Below are 18,274 nucleotides of genomic sequence, written 5' to 3' on the forward strand. Positions count from 1 at the left end.
ACGATTGATCCAGGAGGATCCCACCGCGATGCAGGATGTTCCGCGCTATACATATCGGCAGACGGTCGCGGCGGACGCCATCCGCTACGGCGGAGGTTCCGGCCTCGAGGCGGTGCTGAAGCTGCTGGCGGGCAACCGCCTGTTCCGGGTGACCTTCACCCTGCGCAGCTGCCAGGCGGCCAACCGGATGGGAGGACCGCTGCGCAAGCCGCTGCTGGCCGCCTGCCGCCTGCTGCACCGCTGGACCCAGCATTCGGCGGCCATGGATCTGCCGTGGGAGACCCAGGTCGGACCCGGCCTGCGCATCCTGCACGGCTGGGGGCTGGTGGTGAACGCCAAGGCCCGCATTGGCGCAAACGTCACCCTGTTCCACGGCGTCACCCTGGGCCAGAAGGACGACCTGCTTCCCACCGGCCGGGTGACCCATTACCCGGAGTTGGGCGACGGCGTCTGGGTTGGGCCGCATGCGGTGGTGATCGGCGTCAGCGTCGGCGACGAGTGCATCGTCGCCGCATCCTCCGTCGTCACCAAGCCGATGCCCCGGCGCACCGTCGTCGCCGGCAATCCGGGAAAGGTGGTGGCGGAGGTCACCATACCCGACATCCCGAATCCGGCCCCGGTCGGCGCGTCCTCCTCCCAGACGACCGCCGCACAGGCGTCGCCCGTTCCCGGCTGATTGCCGGACATAAGACGGAAAGGGTCCGGCAGCGTGGCTGCCGGACCCCTCCTTCATCGTTACACCGGTTGCGGTGAAGCCGGTCCTCAGGCCGCGTGGGCCATCGGGTCGTGCCACTCCATGCCGTGATAGGCGGTGTCGTAGGCGGTGTGCGACAGGTCGGTGACCGAGCTGTCGATGCTGGCGACGGTGGCCGTCGGCAGGTCGCCGGCGGTCGTGTCGTTGGCAGCCGTCACCGTGTGGGCCAGCAGGTCGGCCGAGCTGAGCGAAGCGGCGGCGGCCTTCGCGGCGGAGGCGTCGACGATGGTGCCGGTGCCGGTGGCGTCGGCAAGGGTCGCGGCGGTCGGGTTGGAGATCTTCAGGCTGAAGGTCTCGTTGCCTTCCGTCACGCTGTCGCTCAGCACCTTGACCGTCACGGTCTTGGCGGTCTCGCCGGCGGCGAAGGTCAGCTTGCCGCTGGTGGCGGTGTAGTCGGAGCCGGCCTTGGCCGTGCCGTCCACCGTGGAGTAGTCCACCGTGACCGGGCTGCCGGAGGCGGCCGACAGCTTGACCGTGAAGGTGGCGTTGACGCTGTTGGCGGTGGTGGTCGGGGTATCGAAGACGGCGCCTTCCATGGCGGTCTTGATGATGTTGATCTTGCTCTGGTTGATGGTCTTGTAGTCGTCCATCAGGATGCCACCGACGTCACCGGATTCCGGGGTCCAGGCCCAGAAGGTCCAGCTCATGCCCTTGTCGCCGGCCGCGATGTCGCTCTTGCCGTCCAGGTTCCAGTCGCCGTTCAGGTACTTGGCCATGGTCTTGGCCCAGGTCTGCTCGGCCGTGCTGTTGAACTGGCCGCCCCATTCGCCCAGCATGATCGGCGCGGTGTCGTTCTTGTACAGGTAGCCCCACATCTTGTCGTACTGGGCCGGCAGGTTGTTCGGGTAGTTCGGATCGTTCAGCCAGCTGAACTGCCCGACGCTCTGGCCGTAGGCGTGCGGCGAGTAAACGAGCTTGTTGGGGGTGTCGAAGTGGATCGGGCGCGACTGCGCACCGGCCAGCGTGCTGCTCCATTCCGTGCCTTCGACGAACAGCAGCCAGTCCTTGTTCACGGACTGGATCGAGTTGCCGATGCGCTCGGCGGCCGAGGCCCAGTCGGTGGCGGCGCTGCCGCCCCAGGTGGCGGTGACGCTCGGCTCGTTGTGCAGGTCGGCGCCGATGACGGTCTCGTTGCCGGCGTAATGCTGGGCCAGCATCTTCCAGTTGGCGATCACCGTCGATTCCGGGTGGGCGCTGGTGTACCAGAGCCCGTGCTCGTTGGTGCCGGCGCCGCCGTCGTTGCGGTGGTGGTCGAGGATCACCTTCATGCCGAGCTTGCCGGCATAGTCGATGACCTTGTCATAGACCTGCAGGCGGGTCAGCCCGACCAGATCCGGGTTCTTGGAATAGTCGATGCCGTTGGTCACCGCGCTGCTGTCGAACATGGCGTCCGACATGGTCAGGCGGATGGTGTTGAAGCCGACCGACTTCATGTTTTCCAGGTGGTGCTGATAGCTGTCCACCCACAGGCCGGCGGGCACGTAGTTGTAGCCCTCGCCGCCGAACCAGTTGACGCCGGTCAGGCGAACGGTGTGGCCGGCCTCGTCGACGATCTGGTTGCCCTGGGTGTGCAGGAAGCCCTGGATGCCGCTGGACGTCTGGCTGCCGGTCGGTTCGGTCACCGTCGCGTCGCTGACCGACAGGCTCGGCTGGTTCGGGGTGGTGGGGCCGGTGGTGCTGCCGGCGAACCAGGACTTGTCGGCCTTCACCTCCATGGTGCCGTTCCACCACATCGCCTTCTGGCCGGCGACGATATCCCGGCCGTCCAGCGCGCCCTTGTCGATCGACACGATGCTGTCGGTCGGGGCGACGGCATGGCCGCCGATGGTGATCTTGTTGACGTGCAGGTTGCGGTCGACGCCGCCGACCACGCCGTCGTTGTCGTACTGGATCTGGACCTTGTGGGCGACGTCCGCGGCCACGTTCGCGTTGAAGGTGAAGTCCTTGGCGGCGGTGCCGGCGGTGCCTTCACCGATCTGCTTGCCGTCGACCATGACCTTGAAATGGGCGTTCACGCCGCCGGCTGCCGTGCCATACGCATTCACGACGATCGGCGTGCCGCCGGTGGTCGGGGTGGTCGGCGTCGTGGGCGTGGTCGGGGTACCGGCGGCGCTGGCGAACAGGTCCTTGGACATGTTGAAATCGAGCGAGCCGCTCCAGGACAGCATTTCGCGGCCGGACAGGGTGCCCTGGCCGTCGGCGGCGTAGGAGACCGTCGAGCTGGTGGAAGCGATGGTCTTGCCGTTGACTTCGATCGACTTGACGATCAGGTCGCGGTACATGCCGGCCTTGTCGGTGGACATCCAGTCGTTGTCGTACACGACCTGGACCTTGTGCGCGGCGTCGGGCGCCACCTTGGTGGTGAAGCTGTACCGGCCGGCGCTGGTGGAATTGACCGTCGCCTGGCCGACGGCCACGCCATCGACGAGGAACTTGAAGTGCGGCCAGACTCCTCCGGCAGACACACCCGAGGCATTGACTACGAAGGTCGTATCGACGGGGCTCGTTGCCATTGGAAGCATCCTCTTTTCCGTGTTTTCGCTGGAGCCCAGACTGGCCGGAAAAGGTTAACGAGCTATTTCAAATTTTAGCGAAATGAGGCTCTAATGCCACTATCACTTGTGAAAAGAATGAGACACAAAAAACCCCTTTGCCGATGCATTGCAGCAACAAAGGGGTTCTTTTGTGGAGATAACATATTGAACGGAAACGAATTTCCGTGTTCGCTCGCGGCGTCAGCGCGGTTTGTGCGCAACCAGGAACACCTCAGGCCTGAACATATAGAGCTGACCTATCCTTCCGAGCTTGCGATTTAGGGTTAATGGCAGCCGTCCCAAAAATGCCTCGACCACCCGCATGTAGCCGAAATAGGCACGGCTGGCGAAATGCAGGTTCATGTGGCGGCGCACCGCCATCGGCACGACATAGGCCGCCTCCACGCGGCCGAAGCCGGCTTCGCGCAGCATCGCCGCGGTCTCGCCCCAGCCATATTCGCGCAGATGCATGCAGACCGGCTCCTGCAGCCCGAACACCTCCGACAGGTCGGCCGGACCGGCGAACTTGTGCGGCATGCTCAGGACATATTTGCCGCCAGGCTTCAGGATGGTGTGGACGTTCGTCATGTGGGTGACGACATCGTCGGGGTGCATGTGCTCCACCACATGGGTGGAGACCACGCTGTCATAGCGGCCGGCCGGCTCGAATTGGGCCAGATGCACGCCGTCGCTGTTCTTCCAGGTGACGTTGGATTCCTGTTCGATCCAGTTGGCGCCACGCTCGCGCGTCACTTCCGTCGCGACGCAGCGGTAACCGTGGCGGGCGAGGTAGCGCAGCAGCCGCGCCTTGCCCGATCCGACTTCGTAGACATCCTGCGGCCCGCCCAACAGGGTCAGGAAATGGCGGAAGTCCAAGTCGTCGTTGCGGGTGTGGGCGTCGTCCTCCGCCTCGTTCAGCCAGGGACAGCTGGTGTAGAGCGTGGTGTAGGCCTTCTCGAAGGCATCCCACCGCTCCTCCGGCTTGGTCTCCATCAACTCGCGGGCAAGCCGCCGTTCCAGGGTCCAATGACGCTGCACCATCTCGATGGTCAGCGGATAGGACGGCGAAAGGTGGAACTTCCTCCGGTAGCGCTCGACGAGGGCGTCGTCGGTCCTCCGGTCGGCGGGCAGCCGATCCATCGGCAACGTGTCGGCTGTATTCTGCACGATCGACCTCTCCATCAGGGGGGTGCCGGACGCAATGAAGGACTCTAATCGGGCATGGGAACCGGCGCCCGCACGCGAAGGAGAAAACACGCGGACCTGTCGGAGGGGGAGGCGATCGACAGAGGCTTACCTCCCCTGCGCATCGCCCTCGCCGGACATCAGCCTGACCGCACCCTGCCGGTGCGCGCCTTTTCCCGCAACGTGTCCACCACCGCCGTGTAGAGCGGCAGCGGCCGGGAGTTCTCGTCATAGGGGGAGGGGTGGGGGTGAAGGTCGGGATGCTCCCGCGCGATGAAATTCAGGTCCGAGCGCAGGTGCCACCAGCACAGCTCCTCCACCCGCGCGTTGTCCAGCATGTCGGCCAGATACTGGCGGGCCAGCTGGGCCATCGCCCGGTCCTTCTCCGCCCGCGACCAGGATCGGGGCAGGCGCGTCTCGTCGACATCCATCTCCGTCAGATGGACGGCGAGGCCCAGCTTGTCGACGGCGCGCAGGAACTTGCGCATGCCGGCGCTGTCATAGGGCTTGCCGCCGATCAGATGGCTCTGCAGCCCGATGCCGTGGATCGGCACGCCGCGCTTCACCGCCCCGGTCAGCCAGTCGAGCAGATAGGCGCGCTTGCGCTGCTGCCAGCCCTCGTCGATCTCGATGCCGAACTCGTTCAGCACCAGCTTCGCCTTTGGGAAGGCCTTGTGCACGTGGTGGAAGAAGGGATCGAGCCATTCCGGCCCCTTCTCCGCCCCGCCGGCCGCCACCCACCACATGCCGCGGCGGAAGCCGTAGCGGTCCTGCTGGCGCGGGTGGCTTTCCGCCGTTTCCCAGAAGAAGACCTCGTTGGCGACGTCGATGCGGTAGAAGATATCGCCGTAGCGCTGCCGCACCGCCTCGACCACGCCGGTGAAGCGCGGCCAGACATTCTCCTCGCTCAGCGTGCCCTCGGGCGAGAAATAAGCACTTTCCGAAATGCCCAGCTCCGCCTGCCGGGCCGTCGGCAGCTTCATGTAAGGCGGCATGCCCATATGCTGCCAGATGATGGTGTGCCAGTTCGGCGTCGCGCCGATGCTGCGCGCCAGTTCCACCGCCGCGTCGAAGCGGCGCCAGTCGAAATTGCCCTCCGTGTGCTGGAAGACTCCCCATTTGCCGCCGTTCTCCGGGGTGACGACGTCGCATTCGCGCGCCATCAGCCGGTCGAGCATGGGGTCTTCCGGATCGACGAAATGGTCGCGGGCGGCACCGTGGCGGATGCCCAGCGCCCGGCAGGCCTCGCGCAGCGTCACCGCCGGCTCCGCCGCTTCCCCGTGGGTTGCTGCGGCCTCCGCCGGGGCCGCCGGGCCGCTGGCGCCGCGGCAGCTCGCCAGCACCGCGCCGGCGGCGGCGGTCCACATCAGATCGCGCCGGCTTGGACGCCATTGGGGACGCCATTTGGGAAAACCGGGCTTCGGACTCTCGGTCATGCGGAGGGGCTCTCTCTTCCGGATGTTGGGGCCGGTAGCGGGTTCCGGTCATGAAGAGACCCCTCCCTCCGGACGCCGCAGCGTCGGTGAGGGAAGGGCCTCGGGTCGAAGGAGCTTCAGGTTACCCTGCCTGCTTTACGGAGCGGTCCGCAGGGTGGTGTCGCCATAGTACTTCCGGGTCGCCACGTAGCTGTTGTAGGGACCCTGGTAACCGCGCGAGGCCGCCTTCTTCAGGTTCACGTCGGTCATGACCGCCACGAACTTCGAATGGTCGATCGGCCCCAGATCGGCGACCGCCTGCAGGTCGCTGGCCGTGGTGTGGCCCCAGCGGCTGACGAACATCACCTTCGACGCGGCGCCGCAGACGATGCGGGCATCCGACACGGCCAGCGCCGGGGCGGTGTCGAACACCACCAGATCGAAGTGCGGCGACAGGCCGGCCATCAGGTGGATCAGGCCGTCGACGTTGAAGCGGTCCAGCGTCTCCGACATCAGGCGGCCGGCCGGGATCATCGCATAGGGCGCGTCTTCGCTGCTGTGCACGATCTCGTCCAGGGTCGCGGTGCCGGAAATCCAGTCCGACAGGCCCTTCTTGGCCGACAGGTTGAACAGGGCATCGATGCGCGACCGCCGGAAGTCGGTGTCGACCACCACCACGCGGCGGCCGGCCTGGGCCGCAACCTGGGCGACGGCGAGGCTCATCGACGTCTTGCCGTCCTGCGGGCGGGCCGAGGTGACGGCGATGGAGCCGACCGGACCCATGTCCGCCAGATGGTTGCGGAACAGGGCGCGCATCGATTCGGAGAACAGCGAGAAGGGATGGTTCTGGAAGATCTGGTCCAGACGGCCGCGGGCGCCGCGGGTGGAGTGGTGCGGGACGATGTGGACCGTGCCCACGCCCAGGATGCGGCGGACGGCGTCCGGGGTGCGGATGCGGCGCTGGAACAGCTCGATGCCGAAGACGATGAAGACGGCGACGGCGAGCGAGGCGACGAAACCAGCCAGCAGCAGCAGGATGCGGAAGGGACCCGACGGCTCATGCGGGACCTGCGGCGCCGAGACCAGCTTGACGGCGGTCGGGAAGGCGCGGTTGTCCTGCTGGGCCTGCACCTCTTCCAGACGGCCGAGCAGGCTGTCCAGCAACTGGCGCTTGGCCTGGGCCTCGGCCTCCAGCGTGCGCAGCGGCACCGCTTCCTCGGCCATGGTCTGATAGCCGGATTCCAGCTTGGCGATCATCGACTTCAGGGCGTTTTCCTGCTCGACGGCGACGTTGGCCGCTTCGCGGACGCCGGCGATCTCGTGGCGGACCTCCTGCTGCAGCGAGGAGTTCGCCTCGTTCAGGCGGGCCTGCAGTTCCTGGATGCGCGGGTGCTTCGGACCATACTGGCGCGACAGCTGGGCCAGTTCGGTGGAGATCGACGCGACCGTGGCGCGCAGCTGGGCGACGACCGGGGAGGCGAGGCTGCCGCCGTTGCCGGAGCTGCGCTCCAGCGTCTGGGCCTGGGCGACGGCGCGGGCGCGGTTGGCGGCGGCCTCGGCCAGACGCAGGCGGGCCTGCTCAAGCTCGGTGGTCGCCATCAGGCCGTTGGTGCCGTTCCTGACCAGACCGGCCTTGAAACGGACGGCGTCGACCTTGGTGTCGGCCGCGGCCACTTCCTTGCGCAGGGTGCCGATGCGGTCTTCCAGCCAGGCGACGGCGCTGGTGGACAGATCGCGGTCCATCTGCTGGCGGGTTTCCATGTAGCGGTGGACGACGGTGTCGACCACCTTCTGGGCGATTTCCGGATCGAGCGAGGTGTAGCGGACCTGGATCACGCGCGACCGGCCGACGATGCCGACTTCCAGATTGCGGCGGACGCGGTCCAGAACGCCGTCGATGCTGTCGGCGGCGCGGGTTTCGCGCAGGTGGGTGTCCTTGGTCATGTCGTCGCCATGGGCCAGGACCGCGTCGACGAAGCCCGGCAGGTCGGGACCGAAGACGGCATGGGCCTGCTCGCGCGTCCAGGCGGTGGCGCGCTCGACGAAGGGCTTGCTGTCGTCGGACTGGACCGGCGGGTTGAATTCGGGGTTGGTCGCCAGCCCCAGATCGGCGATCGACTGGGTCAGCACCGCCGTCGACTTCAGGATTTCGATCTCGCTGAGGATCGCGCTGTCTTCCGGCGTGATCGCGTTCAGCGCCTGATCCTCCGCACGGACGACGCGGACCTGCCGGTTGTCGACCAGCAGAAGCGCTTCGGAGGTGTATTTGTCCTTCATCAGCGAGACGCCGAAGGCCGACAGCGCGGTCAGCGCCAGCACGATGGCGGCGATCAGCGTCTTGTGGGCCGCCAGCACCCGCAGGATGAAGCGGAAGTCGGGGCCCATCGCCGGAGCCGGACCGTCGAAATCGCGCGGCATGTGGTGGCCGGCCTGGGTGGGCCATGCCGGAGCCGGCGGGCCGCCCGGACCTCCGTTATTGATCTGGGGAAGATTTTCCACGTCTCAAAGCTCCTTCTGGATAGGCGACCGGCGGATCGTCGACTGGGAGATCCGGGGGGAGATCCGGGTGGAAGCGGGCGCTGCGGCGCCCGATCCGCGGGTGCGGAGGGATGCGGCACGGCGAAGGCGGATGGTGCTCCAGGCAAAGCCGAAGGCACCGATGCAATAGCGGCGGAACAGCCGGCGGGGCTCTTGCGCCAGACGGAAGGCCCATTCCAGGCCGGAGCGCTGGACCGCTTCCGGAGCGCGCTTGAAGCGGCCGGCCAGGAAATCGACGATGGCGCCGCCGTTGACGATCAGCACCGGATGGTCCAGTGCGCGCTTCAGCTCCGTCGCGACCTCTTCCTGCTTGGGCATGCCCATGGCGAGCAGGATGACGTCGGGGCGGGTGGCCCGCGCCTGGGCGATGTAATGCTCCGTCGGGTGGAAGCCGTGCTGCAGGTCGGCGTAGCGGTGCGGGGTGGCCGCTTCCAGGACGACGCGGGCACGGTCCAGCCACGGGGTGGCGGTGCCGTAAATGGCGACGCTGCGGGGGGCGAGCGATTTCAGCAGCAGCGGGATGAAGTCGGTGCCGTTCATGTTCAGGCCGGCCGGCCGGCCCAGTACCGGCAGCACCGCCTGCAACCCGATCCCGTCGCGCAGCAGGACGTCCGACGAAGCGAAGGCGGCCAGCGCCGCGTCCGAGCCCATGCAGACGTTCAGGCCATGCGCGTTCAGGAAGGACAGCACTGTCGGACGGTCCACCGCGCCCAGATAATCGATCAGGGCACGACGCTCGCCGTCGTTCGAAATGCACCGCATGCGCTCGATCAGTTCCAGGACCTCACGAGGGTTCGGCATGCGCATCTCCCAAAAAATTAGTCGGAACAAAGCATTGACCGTTTCGCGACCGGTCTTGCGGTCGATCCGGCCTGGCCTGATGTCGGGCCTGTCCGCCGGGCGGCGGCGGCTAACCCGTTGGGGCCGGCCACCAAACCTGCGTGGCTCTATGTGGCCGGTCCTCCCCCCTTTTCGCACGGGCGAGATCGGCGAAACGGCGACGGATTCGAATTAGCCCGGGCTTGCTCCCTTCGGGGGATTCGGCTTGCCGAATCGACCGGTCAGACCCATAAAGAGGGATCCCGGCCATAAAGAGAGACCCTGGCGCTCTATGGCTGTTGTCGGATGACGCAACCACCGGCCTGCCCACCAGCCGGATGGATCGGCTGTGCGGCCGACCCGATCAGCCGAAGCGCTTGCATGACCGGGGCAATTCCAAGAAAAGACGATCCATGACCGACGACACCTCCGACAACGCCCGTTCGGGCCGCACGCCCGGCACTGCCGACGAATTCGACCGCCGCGACGCCCTGCGCGCGGTGGCCGCCGTGGTGCGCGGCGACGGGATCGAGGTGGATGCCGACAGCACCCCGGCGCGCTGGTCGGTCGCGGTCAACCACCTCGTCCAGATCCCGGGCACCGACCGCAAGCTGAAGCTGCGCTTCAAGGTGGCGCTCGGCCCGCTGCCGGACATCGAGGCGGACCTGTGGGGCCTGCTGACCATCGACGAGGGCTTCGGCCGGCCGCAGGCCAAGGCGCTGGGCAAGCGGGTGAAGGGCGCCTGCCTGTCCTCTCCCGCCATCGCCAAGGCGAGGGACCGCGTCGACGGCTGGTTCGCCTCGATGGCGCAGCGGGCGGCCGGCTTCGGCGAGTCCTGGCGGCCGAAGGGCTTCGCCGACGAGCTGGGCCGCGTCGTCGGCTTCGGCGGCCGGATTCCGCGCCTGCAGACCCTGCTCGACGCGATGGAGGAGGCCTTCTCCACCGCAGCATCCCGCGCCGGCCTGAAGGTGCGACGGGAGCGGCTGGAGGATGCGTCCGGCATGGGCGTCTATCTGGACAGCTTCGCCACCGCCCGCGCGATGATCCGCAAGCTGCGGCTTTACGTCGGCCCGACCAATTCGGGCAAGACCCACGCGGCGATGGACCGGCTGGCGGAGGCCGAGAGCGGCTGCTACCTCGCGCCGCTGCGCCTGCTGGCGCTGGAGGGGCAGGAGGCGCTGGAAACGCGCGGCCGCCCCTGCAGCCTCGTCACCGGCGAGGAGCGCGACGTGCGGCCCGGTGCCGCCTTCACCTCCTCCACCATCGAGATGGTGAACACGTCCAAGGTGTGGGGCGCCTGCGTCATCGACGAGATCCAGATGATCGGCGATCCCGACCGCGGCTGGGCCTGGACCCAGGCGGTGGCCGGCGTGGCCGCTCCGGAAATCCTGATGACCGGATCGGCCGACGCCATTCCCTACGTCAAGCGTCTGGCCGATGCCATGGGCGAGGAGCTGGAAGTAGTCGAGTTCACCCGCAAGTCGCCGCTGCGTGTCCAGGAGGAGCGGGTGAAGCTGGAGGAGGTGAAGCCGGGCGACGCCTTGATCGCCTTCTCACGCAAGGACGTGATGGCTCTGCGACACGACCTGCTGGGCCGCAACCACAATGTCGCGGTGATCTACGGCGCCCTGTCGCCTGAGGTCCGCCGCGCCGAGGCCCGCCGCTTCCGCGAGGGCACCGCCGATGTGCTGGTGGCGACCGATGCCATCGGCATGGGGCTGAACCTGCCGGTCGCCCGCGTCGTGCTTTCCACCACCCGCAAATATGACGGGCGCGAGGAGCGCGAGCTGACCGCGTCGGAGATCCGGCAGATCGGCGGCCGGGCCGGCCGGTTCGGCATGCATGAGGAAGGCCGCGTCGCCGTGCTGGACGGCGAGAACATCAACCCGGTGCGCCGGGCGCTGACCTCGCCGCCGGTGCCGCCGGAAGACCCGCGGTCGTGGATCTCGCCCAACCTCAGCCATGTCGAAGCCATCGCGCGGGAACTGGACACCGACAGCCTTGCCAAGGTGCTGCGCACCGCCGGGCAGGAATTGCTGCGCGCCAACCAGACCTTCCGCATGACCGACCTGGAGCAGCGCATCCAGGCGGCGGCGGCGGTGGACCGTGCCAAGCTGCCGCTGGCCCAGCGTGACATGCTGGCCCGCTGCCCGATCGACACCCGCGACCAGAACAACCTGCGCCTTCTCGGCGGCTGGGCGGTCAACCAGGGCAGGGGCATCCCCAACGCCGCCCCCGATGCCGCCGAGCGCTTCCGTCACAGTGTCGGCACCGACGTGGAACTGGAGAAGGCCGAGCGCGCGGTGAAGGAACTGACCGCCTACGCCTGGCTGGCCTACCGTTTCCCCGACGCCTATCCCGAGATGGATCTGTGCCAGGAGCGCCGGGCGCACCTGAACGCCTTCATCGAGCGGACGCTCGCCGAGCGCTCGCTCGCCCGCGCCTGCCCGGTCTGCGGCGCGAGGCTGAAGGCCAACCACCGGTTCCGCGTCTGCGACAATTGTTACAGCAGCCGCGTCGAGGACCGCCGCGGCGGCCGTCGTGGCGGACCGGAGCGTGGCAACGGCGAGAAGCCGGTCGGCCACCCCCACCACTTCCACCATCCGGTGGCGAAGGAAGGCGGGCGGGACACCGGCCGGGGTGGTCCCCGCACAGGCCCCCGCACTGGCCGAGGCCCGAAGCGAAAGAGCGCGACTCCATAAGGCACCCTCTCCCGCACCGGAAGAGGAGAGTTCACGCCGCCGCGCTGCTGCCCGGATTCGCTCCCTCGCGCTTTGGCCAGTTGATCTCCTCGACCGTGCTGCCTTCGCCCAGGAAGTAGCGGCGAAGCGGCGTCAGGTCGGCGCCCAGTTCATAGACCAGCGGGCGGCTGGTGGGGATTTCGAACAGCGGAATGTCGTGGTCGGCGACATCGTCCAGATGCTTGACCAGCCCGCGCAGGCTGTTTCCGTGGGCCGACACCAGAACCCGCGCCCCCAGTCGCAACGCCGGTGCAATCTCGTCGCGCCAGAAGGGGACCACCCGCTCCGTGGTGTCCTTCAGGCTTTCGCCGCGCGGCAGGTTGGCCTTCGCGAGGCCGGCATAGCGGCGGTCGGCGACGGCGGACCGCGGGTCGTCCGGCTCGATCGGCGGCGGCGGAACATCCCAGCTTCGCCGCCACTGGAACACCTGCTCCGCCCCGTGGCGTTCCGCCGTCTCCGCCTTGTTCAATCCCTGCAGCGCGCCGTAATGCCGCTCGTTCAGGCGCCAGTGCTTGTGCACCGGCAGCCACAGCCGGTCCATGTCGCGCAGGACGAGGTGCAGGGTCTCGATCGCGCGGCTCAGCACCGAGGTAAAGGCGATGTCCACGTCGATGCCGGCGGCCTTGAGAAGGTCGGCCGCCTTGTGCGTCTCGGCGATCCCACGGTCGGTCAGGCCGACGTCGGTCCACCCGGTGAAGCGGTCTTCCGCATTCCACACGCTCTGGCCATGGCGCAACAGGATCAGTCGGTGCATGGCGGATCTCCCTTCCGTAGCCGGCCGCCCTTCGGGCACTTCCCCGTTGAAACAGACCTTTAGCCGAACGGGTTCCCGCGACAAATCATCGCACAGCCGGGCGGGACAGGCAGGCCGGACCGCGCGATGTGGTTTCAACCCGGTTTCATGATTGCCTCCGGAGACACCAATTATGTCAGTCGCGAAATCTTGGCGACATACTCGGACAATAATCGTGCGGTACGGTCACCCCACCTGAAATCACCGGCCTTGCCGGCCGCAGCGGATGGGAAGAGACGATGACCGAGCCGAACACGGGGTCGCAGACTTTACCCGGCGCAGCGGGTCTGCGCGGCGCAATGCCGAACCATTCCGATTATCGCCCCAGCAACCTGACAACCTTGCGTACCGAGGCCACGATGCTGCATCATCATGACGTCATCTCCAGAGCCGTGTCGACCGACCGCGAGATCACTCTGGAGGCGCTTCGTGTGTTCACTTATCTGAGCCGGAGGCTCCATTTCGATCGCTCCGTTCCGGTGCTGCAGTCCGAACTGGCTGACGCGCTGGGCATGCAGCGGCCCAATGTGAACCGGGCCATCAAGCTGCTGGAAACCAAGCAGATCCTTCTGCGGGAATCCAAACTGGGGCGCGCGATTACGTTCCGGCTGAACCCGGGACTGGAGGGCGGCCGGGCCTGAGTGTTTGGTCAGGGTATGGAATGATCGTAGAGACCCGTGAGCTGTTCTTCACCAATTCCGCCCTGAAAAAAGCCCTCGCCTGGTACCAGAAGGCCCCCAATCAGACGGACCTGCCGCTGGGCGTCGTCACGACGGTGACGCCGACCTCGGAAGGCGGTCTGTCGGTTCAAATTCAGCAGAGCGGCGCCTCCAGAACGCGGGAGGTCCTGTTCACGCCCAGCAAGACGCTGGCGCTGCTTCTGCTCTTCTGTCGCCGCCAGAAGGTTCCGATCCCCCGCGACGCCGGGAAGGAATTGGAAGCCGCGGACGACGGCCTGATCCTGATCGTGCGCGGTGAAACACCGACCGTCGCACCTCCTCCCTGAATCGCCTTCCTGAATCGCCTGGCTGATCGACATCATGCCGCCGCGCATCCTGCGCGTGCGGCCATTTGCCGTTTGTTCGGTTTGCCATGCGCGCAGTGACGCAGTCCCCGTGCGGCTTTTCGATCCCAGGGTTCGGTCTTTGCGGACGGCCACAACAAAATGAAATATTAAAAGTGGAGACCAGTACGATGATTGCGCGCCGAAAGCTATGGTATCGTTGAAGCTGCATTCACCGGATGGGCAGGGTGGTTATGATTATGGTCATAGTCGCCAAGACCGGTCGCGCTGCATTGCTTTATGTGATAAAGTTCCTCCGGCTATTGGGGCTAAGCTATAGTTCCGGTCCATCAACCAAACGGGGATATGCAGGCCGATTTGTCATTCGAACATTCGGAACAATCGAAAGCGTGACCTTGTCCGGCACGGTTTGGGCAAGCCGCGTCTCACGCCCGCCGACCGCCGCTTGACCCCCTTCGCCACCGCCGAGGATTTTCCGCCGATGATCGTCACCCGCCTGTCGCTGCCGCTTTGGAAGGAGCTTCGGTCCTTTGGACCGCGGGTCCGTCCGATGCCTGCCTGACCGGGCCGATGTCATCGCCGCAGATGGCCCCACCACCCACGCCGTCCTCCGCCTTCGTCCGCCGGATCACCGCCTCGCCGCGGACCCTGGTTGCGGCCCTCTGCGCCATGCTGGCATTGCTGGGAACCGCATCCTGGGCTGCCGTCACCGCGCTCGATTACCGGGACACGCTTGAACGCTCCGAAGACGACGCCCGGCAGACGGCCATTCTGTTCGACGGCCACGCACGGGGCGTGCTGGACGCCAGCATCGACCTGCTGGAACAGGTCGCCGGCCGGATGGATGGCCGGGGGCTGAAATCATGGGCGGAACGCGGCCTGCAGGAAGCGATGGCGGTGGAACGCAACGGCCGCATCGCTCTACTGGCTGCGGACGGTTCGCTGCGGTATGGCTCCCCCGTCGCCTTCGCCGAGCCGGAAACCAGCGACGGCCTTTCGCTGCTGGTCCGCCCCTTACCGCCGGGTGAGGAGCATCAGATCCTGCCGGCCTTCGGACATATGGCCGGCCAGCCGGCCATTCTTTTCGCCCGCCGCATCTACACCGCGACGGGCGTTTTCGACGGTGCGGTCCTGGTGGCTGTCCCGGTGTCGGCCTTGAACCCGGTGCTGAACGCCTTCGGTGACGGGATGGCGCGGTCCGTCGGCCTGTACCGTCCCGACGGCGTCCGTCTGGCCGGCATCGGCGTTCCGTCGCTGGGCCCTCTGCCGCGTCTGGAAGCGGGGACGATCCAGGTCGATGCCAACTGGATGGGTACCGGCAAGCCGTCGATCCTCGGCGTGAAGCGGATGGCCGACCTGCCGGTCCTGTCGGCGGTGACGATCCCGCGCACCGCCGTGCTGGAGCCCTGGTATGTCCGGATGGAGCGCGGCCTTTTCGTGGTGGTCGCCGGGGTGGCGGCGCTTGCCGGACTGTCACTGCTGGGGGCCGCCAGCCTGCGGCGCGAGGCGCTGGCCCGTCAGGCCCTGACCGAGGCGAACGCCCAGCTGGAGCTGGCCAATGCGCAGCTGGAGGAACGGGTGGAGGAGCGGACCGCCGCCCTCAGCACCCTCAATCTGAAGCTGAGCCGGGCTCTGGAGGAAAAAGAGCGGGCCAATCAGGCCAAGGGCCGGTTCCTCTCGGCGGCGAACCATGATTTGCGCCAGCCTTTCCAGGCCTTGCGGTTGTTCCATCACATTCTGATGGAACGGCTGGCCGAAACGCGCGACCGCAGCATCGCCGAGAAGATGGGCGAAGCGCTGGATGCCGGGGAAAAGCTCCTGCATGCCCTGCTGGAGGTGGCGACTCTGGACGCCGGCGTCGTCCGGCCGCAGCTGGCCGACGTGCCGGTGTCGGCGGTGTTCGAGGAGCTGCTGGCCGAATTCCGCGGCATGGCGACGGAAAAGGGGCTGACGCTACGCGCGATGCCCACCCGCATGGTGATCCGCACCGACCGGACGCTGCTGACGCGCATGCTGGGCGATCTGCTGCGCAACGCGATCCGGTTCACCGACAAGGGCCGCGTCACCATCGGCTGCCGCCGGCATGGCCGCTGGCTGCGCATCGAGGTGTGGGACACCGGGACGGGCATTCCCGCCGAACAGCTCGACAACATCTTCGAGGATTTCGTCCAGCTCGGAAATCCGGAGCGTGACCGGCGCCAGGGCCTCGGCCTCGGACTGGCCAAGGTGCGGCGCAAGGCGGCGCTGCTCGGACACACGGTGGAGGTGCGGTCGCTCCAGGGCCGCGGCTCCGTCTTCGCGGTCAATGTGCCGGTGGTCGGCACCGAACGGCCGCCGACCCAGGCGCCGGCGCCGGACCTCGATCCGGTCCAGAGCGGCGACCGGCTGATCCTGGTGGTGGAGGACGATCCGATCCAGCGCGACGCCGTGCGGCTGCTGCTGGAAAGCTGGGACTATCGGGTGGTCGCGGCGGTCGACGGTGAAAGCGCGCTGGCACTGTTCGGTGCACCGGAAAGCGGGGCGCCGCCACAGGACGGCCCCATGCCCGACCTTATCGTCAGCGATTTCCGGCTGCCGGGGCGGCTGACCGGCGTACAGACCGTGGCGGCCGTGGGGGAGCGGCTGGACCGGCCGGTGCCCGGCCTGATCCTGACCGGCGATACCGCGCCCGAACGCATCCGCGAGGCGGTCGCCACCGGCTGCCGGCTGCTGCACAAGCCGGTGTCCCCGGACGAACTGCGCGACGCCATCGCCGCCATCCTGTCGGAACGGCCGGGCAGCCGCACGGCCGACGGTGGCGAGCCCGATTGCGGCGAACCCGACGGCGGCGAACAGGCGCTGGAGAACGAGTCCGCGGCCTGAATTAACCCTTTCTGAAGCTGGCTTGCCTCAAACTGGCGCAGAATAGGGAGTTCATGGGGCCATGGTGCAGAATCGCACGCTCAGGCGTCTCGATCAGGCGCAGCTCGATCTGGCGGTGCGGAAGCATGAGATGTTCCGCAATGCCCGGGTGGGCGGCGCGCGCGCCAACCTGTCCTTCTGCGATCTGTCCGGGCTGGACCTGTCGGGCCGCGATCTGGCCCATGCCGATTTCGTCGGCGCCAGCCTGCGTGGTGCCAATCTGGCGGGCGCGCGGCTCGATTGCGCTTCCTTCTTCGTCGCCGATCTGCGGCAGGCCAATTTCGACGGCGCCAGTCTGATCAAGGCCGACCTGCGCGGCGCCTGCCTGCGCGGCGCGATCCTGGTCGGCGCCAACCTGTTCGAGGCGGACCTGCGCGACGGTTCCCTGGCCGAAAAGGACCGGTCCGGCCATCTGCATATGGTGCAGATCGACTCCTCCCCGGCAGAGGCCGACGGCGCCGACCTGTCGGGCGCCAACCTGACCAATGCCCGGATGTCGGGCATCATGGCGATCCACACCGATTTTTCCGACGCGGTGATGCGCGGCTGCAAGCTGGTGCGGGCGACCATGCGAGGCGCCAACTTCACCGGCTCCAACATGGAGGGGGCCGACCTGTCCGGCGCCGACCTGCGCGGCGCCTGCCTGCGCGGCGCGGTGCTGACCGGCGCCGTCATGGTGATGACCGACCTCACCGATGCCGACGTGGAGGAGGCGCTGACCGACAAGCCGGTCGGCCGCGTGGTGGCGGAGTTGGGGCGGTCGCTGGAGGATCTGCTGGCCGACCATATGACCTGGGTCGGGTCGAGCGGGGTGCAGGGCGCGATGCTCGACCTGTCCGGCTTCGACCTGCGCCATGCCCCGTCGCTGGCCCACATGTGCCTGACCATGCTGCGCGCGGTTGGGGCGACGCTCTATGGCCTGGACCTGTCGGGTGTGCAGCTTCAGGCGGCGGTGCTCGACAGGGCCGACATGCGCGGGGCGAAGCTGGCGGACGGCGACCTGCGCGGCATCAGCCTGCGGAACGCGAAGCTGAACAACGCCGACCTGCGCAACGTCAATCTGCGGCCCCTGGTGTTCGACGAGCATCGCTCCCGCCCCGCCGATCTGTCGGGAGCGAAGTTGCGCTATGCCGACCTCAGCGGCGCCAGCCTGCGGTCCGTCAATCTCGGCAATGCCGACCTGTCCTTCGCCAACCTGCGCGGCTGCGACCTCGCCAGGACCGACCTTACCGGCGCCAAGCTGTTCGGTGCCAAGCTTGAACGCCGCGCCCTGGCCGAGGGGGCGATCCTGGACGGCGTCGCCGGGCTGAAGCTGTAGCGGGGCGAAACGTCAGGCCGTCGCCTGCGGCAGCCTCTTGAGCAGGCGGCGCAGGTCCAGTGCGGCACGATCAGCGATGCGCTGCGCTTCCACCAGCACGGCGGACAGATCGCCGACCTCCGGTGCGATCTCGCCCGCCGCGTCGGACATGACGTCCAGTTCGGCGGCGGCCTTCTCGATCAGCCCGGTCACCACGCCGGCCGGGCCGGCGGCAGAATCGAAACCAGCCATGCGAACATCCCTTCAATAAGT

At 67.4% G+C, this 18,274-nt stretch carries 13 protein-coding genes; 6 read left to right on the forward strand and 7 right to left on the reverse strand.

Going from position 1 to position 18,274, the window contains the following annotated elements:
* The first annotated feature begins 28 nt into the window (after positions 1-28).
* Positions 29-676 carry a serine acetyltransferase gene (locus FZ938_RS26325; RefSeq protein WP_149201247.1) on the forward strand — a complete coding sequence of 216 codons (648 nt, stop codon included), beginning with the start codon at positions 29-31 and terminating at the stop codon, positions 674-676.
* 86 nt (positions 677-762) lie between these two features.
* Here the strand turns inward: FZ938_RS26325 and FZ938_RS26330 are convergent, their stop codons facing one another.
* From FZ938_RS26330 to FZ938_RS26350, 5 genes are all read right to left on the reverse strand, one after another.
* A complete protein-coding gene (locus FZ938_RS26330; protein WP_149201248.1) occupies positions 763-3,267 on the reverse strand; it encodes a cellulase family glycosylhydrolase in 2,505 nt (834 codons plus the stop codon).
* Positions 3,268-3,489: 222 nt separating this feature from the next.
* Positions 3,490-4,455, reverse strand: a complete 966-nt coding sequence (locus FZ938_RS26335) for a class I SAM-dependent methyltransferase (RefSeq protein ID WP_149201249.1) — start codon at positions 4,453-4,455, stop codon at positions 3,490-3,492.
* 158 nt (positions 4,456-4,613) lie between these two features.
* Entirely contained in the window at positions 4,614-5,909 is a 1,296-nt protein-coding gene (locus FZ938_RS26340) for an endo-1,4-beta-xylanase (RefSeq protein ID WP_149201250.1), read from the reverse strand.
* A gap of 135 nt (positions 5,910-6,044) precedes the next feature.
* Positions 6,045-8,387 (reverse strand): GumC family protein, encoded by a 2,343-nt coding sequence (locus FZ938_RS26345; protein ID WP_211101173.1) that lies wholly within the window; start codon positions 8,385-8,387, stop codon positions 6,045-6,047.
* A gap of 3 nt (positions 8,388-8,390) precedes the next feature.
* Positions 8,391-9,227 carry a WecB/TagA/CpsF family glycosyltransferase gene (locus tag FZ938_RS26350; protein ID WP_246458094.1) on the reverse strand — a complete coding sequence of 279 codons (837 nt, stop codon included), beginning with the start codon at positions 9,225-9,227 and terminating at the stop codon, positions 8,391-8,393.
* 431 nt (positions 9,228-9,658) lie between these two features.
* On the opposite strand from FZ938_RS26350, the gene FZ938_RS26355 reads away from it, so the two are divergent.
* Positions 9,659-11,947 carry a helicase-related protein gene (locus tag FZ938_RS26355; RefSeq protein ID WP_149201252.1) on the forward strand — a complete coding sequence of 763 codons (2,289 nt, stop codon included), beginning with the start codon at positions 9,659-9,661 and terminating at the stop codon, positions 11,945-11,947.
* Positions 11,948-11,978: 31 nt separating this feature from the next.
* On the opposite strand, the gene gpmA is transcribed toward FZ938_RS26355, so the two are convergent.
* Positions 11,979-12,740 carry a 2,3-diphosphoglycerate-dependent phosphoglycerate mutase gene (gene gpmA, locus FZ938_RS26360; RefSeq protein ID WP_149201253.1) on the reverse strand — a complete coding sequence of 254 codons (762 nt, stop codon included), beginning with the start codon at positions 12,738-12,740 and terminating at the stop codon, positions 11,979-11,981.
* 278 nt (positions 12,741-13,018) lie between these two features.
* On the opposite strand from gpmA, the gene FZ938_RS26365 reads away from it, so the two are divergent.
* The 4 genes from FZ938_RS26365 to FZ938_RS26380 all read left to right on the forward strand — a co-directional run bounded on the left by FZ938_RS26365 (position 13,019) and on the right by FZ938_RS26380 (position 18,022).
* Entirely contained in the window at positions 13,019-13,420 is a 402-nt protein-coding gene (locus FZ938_RS26365; RefSeq protein ID WP_149201254.1) for a cyclic nucleotide-binding domain-containing protein, read from the forward strand.
* A gap of 20 nt (positions 13,421-13,440) precedes the next feature.
* Complete coding sequence (locus FZ938_RS26370; protein WP_109152634.1) at positions 13,441-13,785, forward strand: hypothetical protein; 345 nt, start codon at positions 13,441-13,443, stop codon at positions 13,783-13,785.
* Between the two features lie 588 nt (positions 13,786-14,373).
* Positions 14,374-16,665, forward strand: coding sequence for a hybrid sensor histidine kinase/response regulator (locus tag FZ938_RS26375; protein ID WP_149201255.1), 2,292 nt, complete (start codon positions 14,374-14,376; stop codon positions 16,663-16,665).
* A gap of 61 nt (positions 16,666-16,726) precedes the next feature.
* Entirely contained in the window at positions 16,727-18,022 is a 1,296-nt protein-coding gene (locus FZ938_RS26380) for a pentapeptide repeat-containing protein (protein ID WP_149201256.1), read from the forward strand.
* Between the two features lie 12 nt (positions 18,023-18,034).
* Here FZ938_RS26380 and FZ938_RS26385 read toward each other — a convergent pair whose 3' ends face one another.
* Positions 18,035-18,253, reverse strand: a complete 219-nt coding sequence (locus FZ938_RS26385) for a hypothetical protein (protein WP_149201257.1) — start codon at positions 18,251-18,253, stop codon at positions 18,035-18,037.
* Positions 18,254-18,274 lie beyond the last annotated feature (21 nt).

This window comes from Azospirillum oryzae, assembly GCF_008364795.1.
Taxonomy (GTDB): Bacteria; Pseudomonadota; Alphaproteobacteria; order Azospirillales; family Azospirillaceae; genus Azospirillum; species Azospirillum oryzae.

Coding starts and splice junctions, on each gene's coding strand:
- FZ938_RS26325 (WP_149201247.1), top strand. CDS start 29: ATGCAGGATGTTCCGCGCTATACATATCGGCAGACGGTCGCGGCGGAC.
- FZ938_RS26330 (WP_149201248.1), bottom strand. CDS start 3,267: ATGGCAACGAGCCCCGTCGATACGACCTTCGTAGTCAATGCCTCGGGT.
- FZ938_RS26340 (WP_149201250.1), bottom strand. CDS start 5,909: ATGACCGAGAGTCCGAAGCCCGGTTTTCCCAAATGGCGTCCCCAATGG.
- FZ938_RS26350 (WP_246458094.1), bottom strand. CDS start 9,227: ATGCCGAACCCTCGTGAGGTCCTGGAACTGATCGAGCGCATGCGGTGC.
- FZ938_RS26355 (WP_149201252.1), top strand. CDS start 9,659: ATGACCGACGACACCTCCGACAACGCCCGTTCGGGCCGCACGCCCGGC.
- gpmA (WP_149201253.1), bottom strand. CDS start 12,740: ATGCACCGACTGATCCTGTTGCGCCATGGCCAGAGCGTGTGGAATGCG.
- FZ938_RS26365 (WP_149201254.1), top strand. CDS start 13,019: ATGACCGAGCCGAACACGGGGTCGCAGACTTTACCCGGCGCAGCGGGT.
- FZ938_RS26370 (WP_109152634.1), top strand. CDS start 13,441: ATGATCGTAGAGACCCGTGAGCTGTTCTTCACCAATTCCGCCCTGAAA.
- FZ938_RS26375 (WP_149201255.1), top strand. CDS start 14,374: ATGTCATCGCCGCAGATGGCCCCACCACCCACGCCGTCCTCCGCCTTC.
- FZ938_RS26380 (WP_149201256.1), top strand. CDS start 16,727: ATGGTGCAGAATCGCACGCTCAGGCGTCTCGATCAGGCGCAGCTCGAT.
- FZ938_RS26385 (WP_149201257.1), bottom strand. CDS start 18,253: ATGGCTGGTTTCGATTCTGCCGCCGGCCCGGCCGGCGTGGTGACCGGG.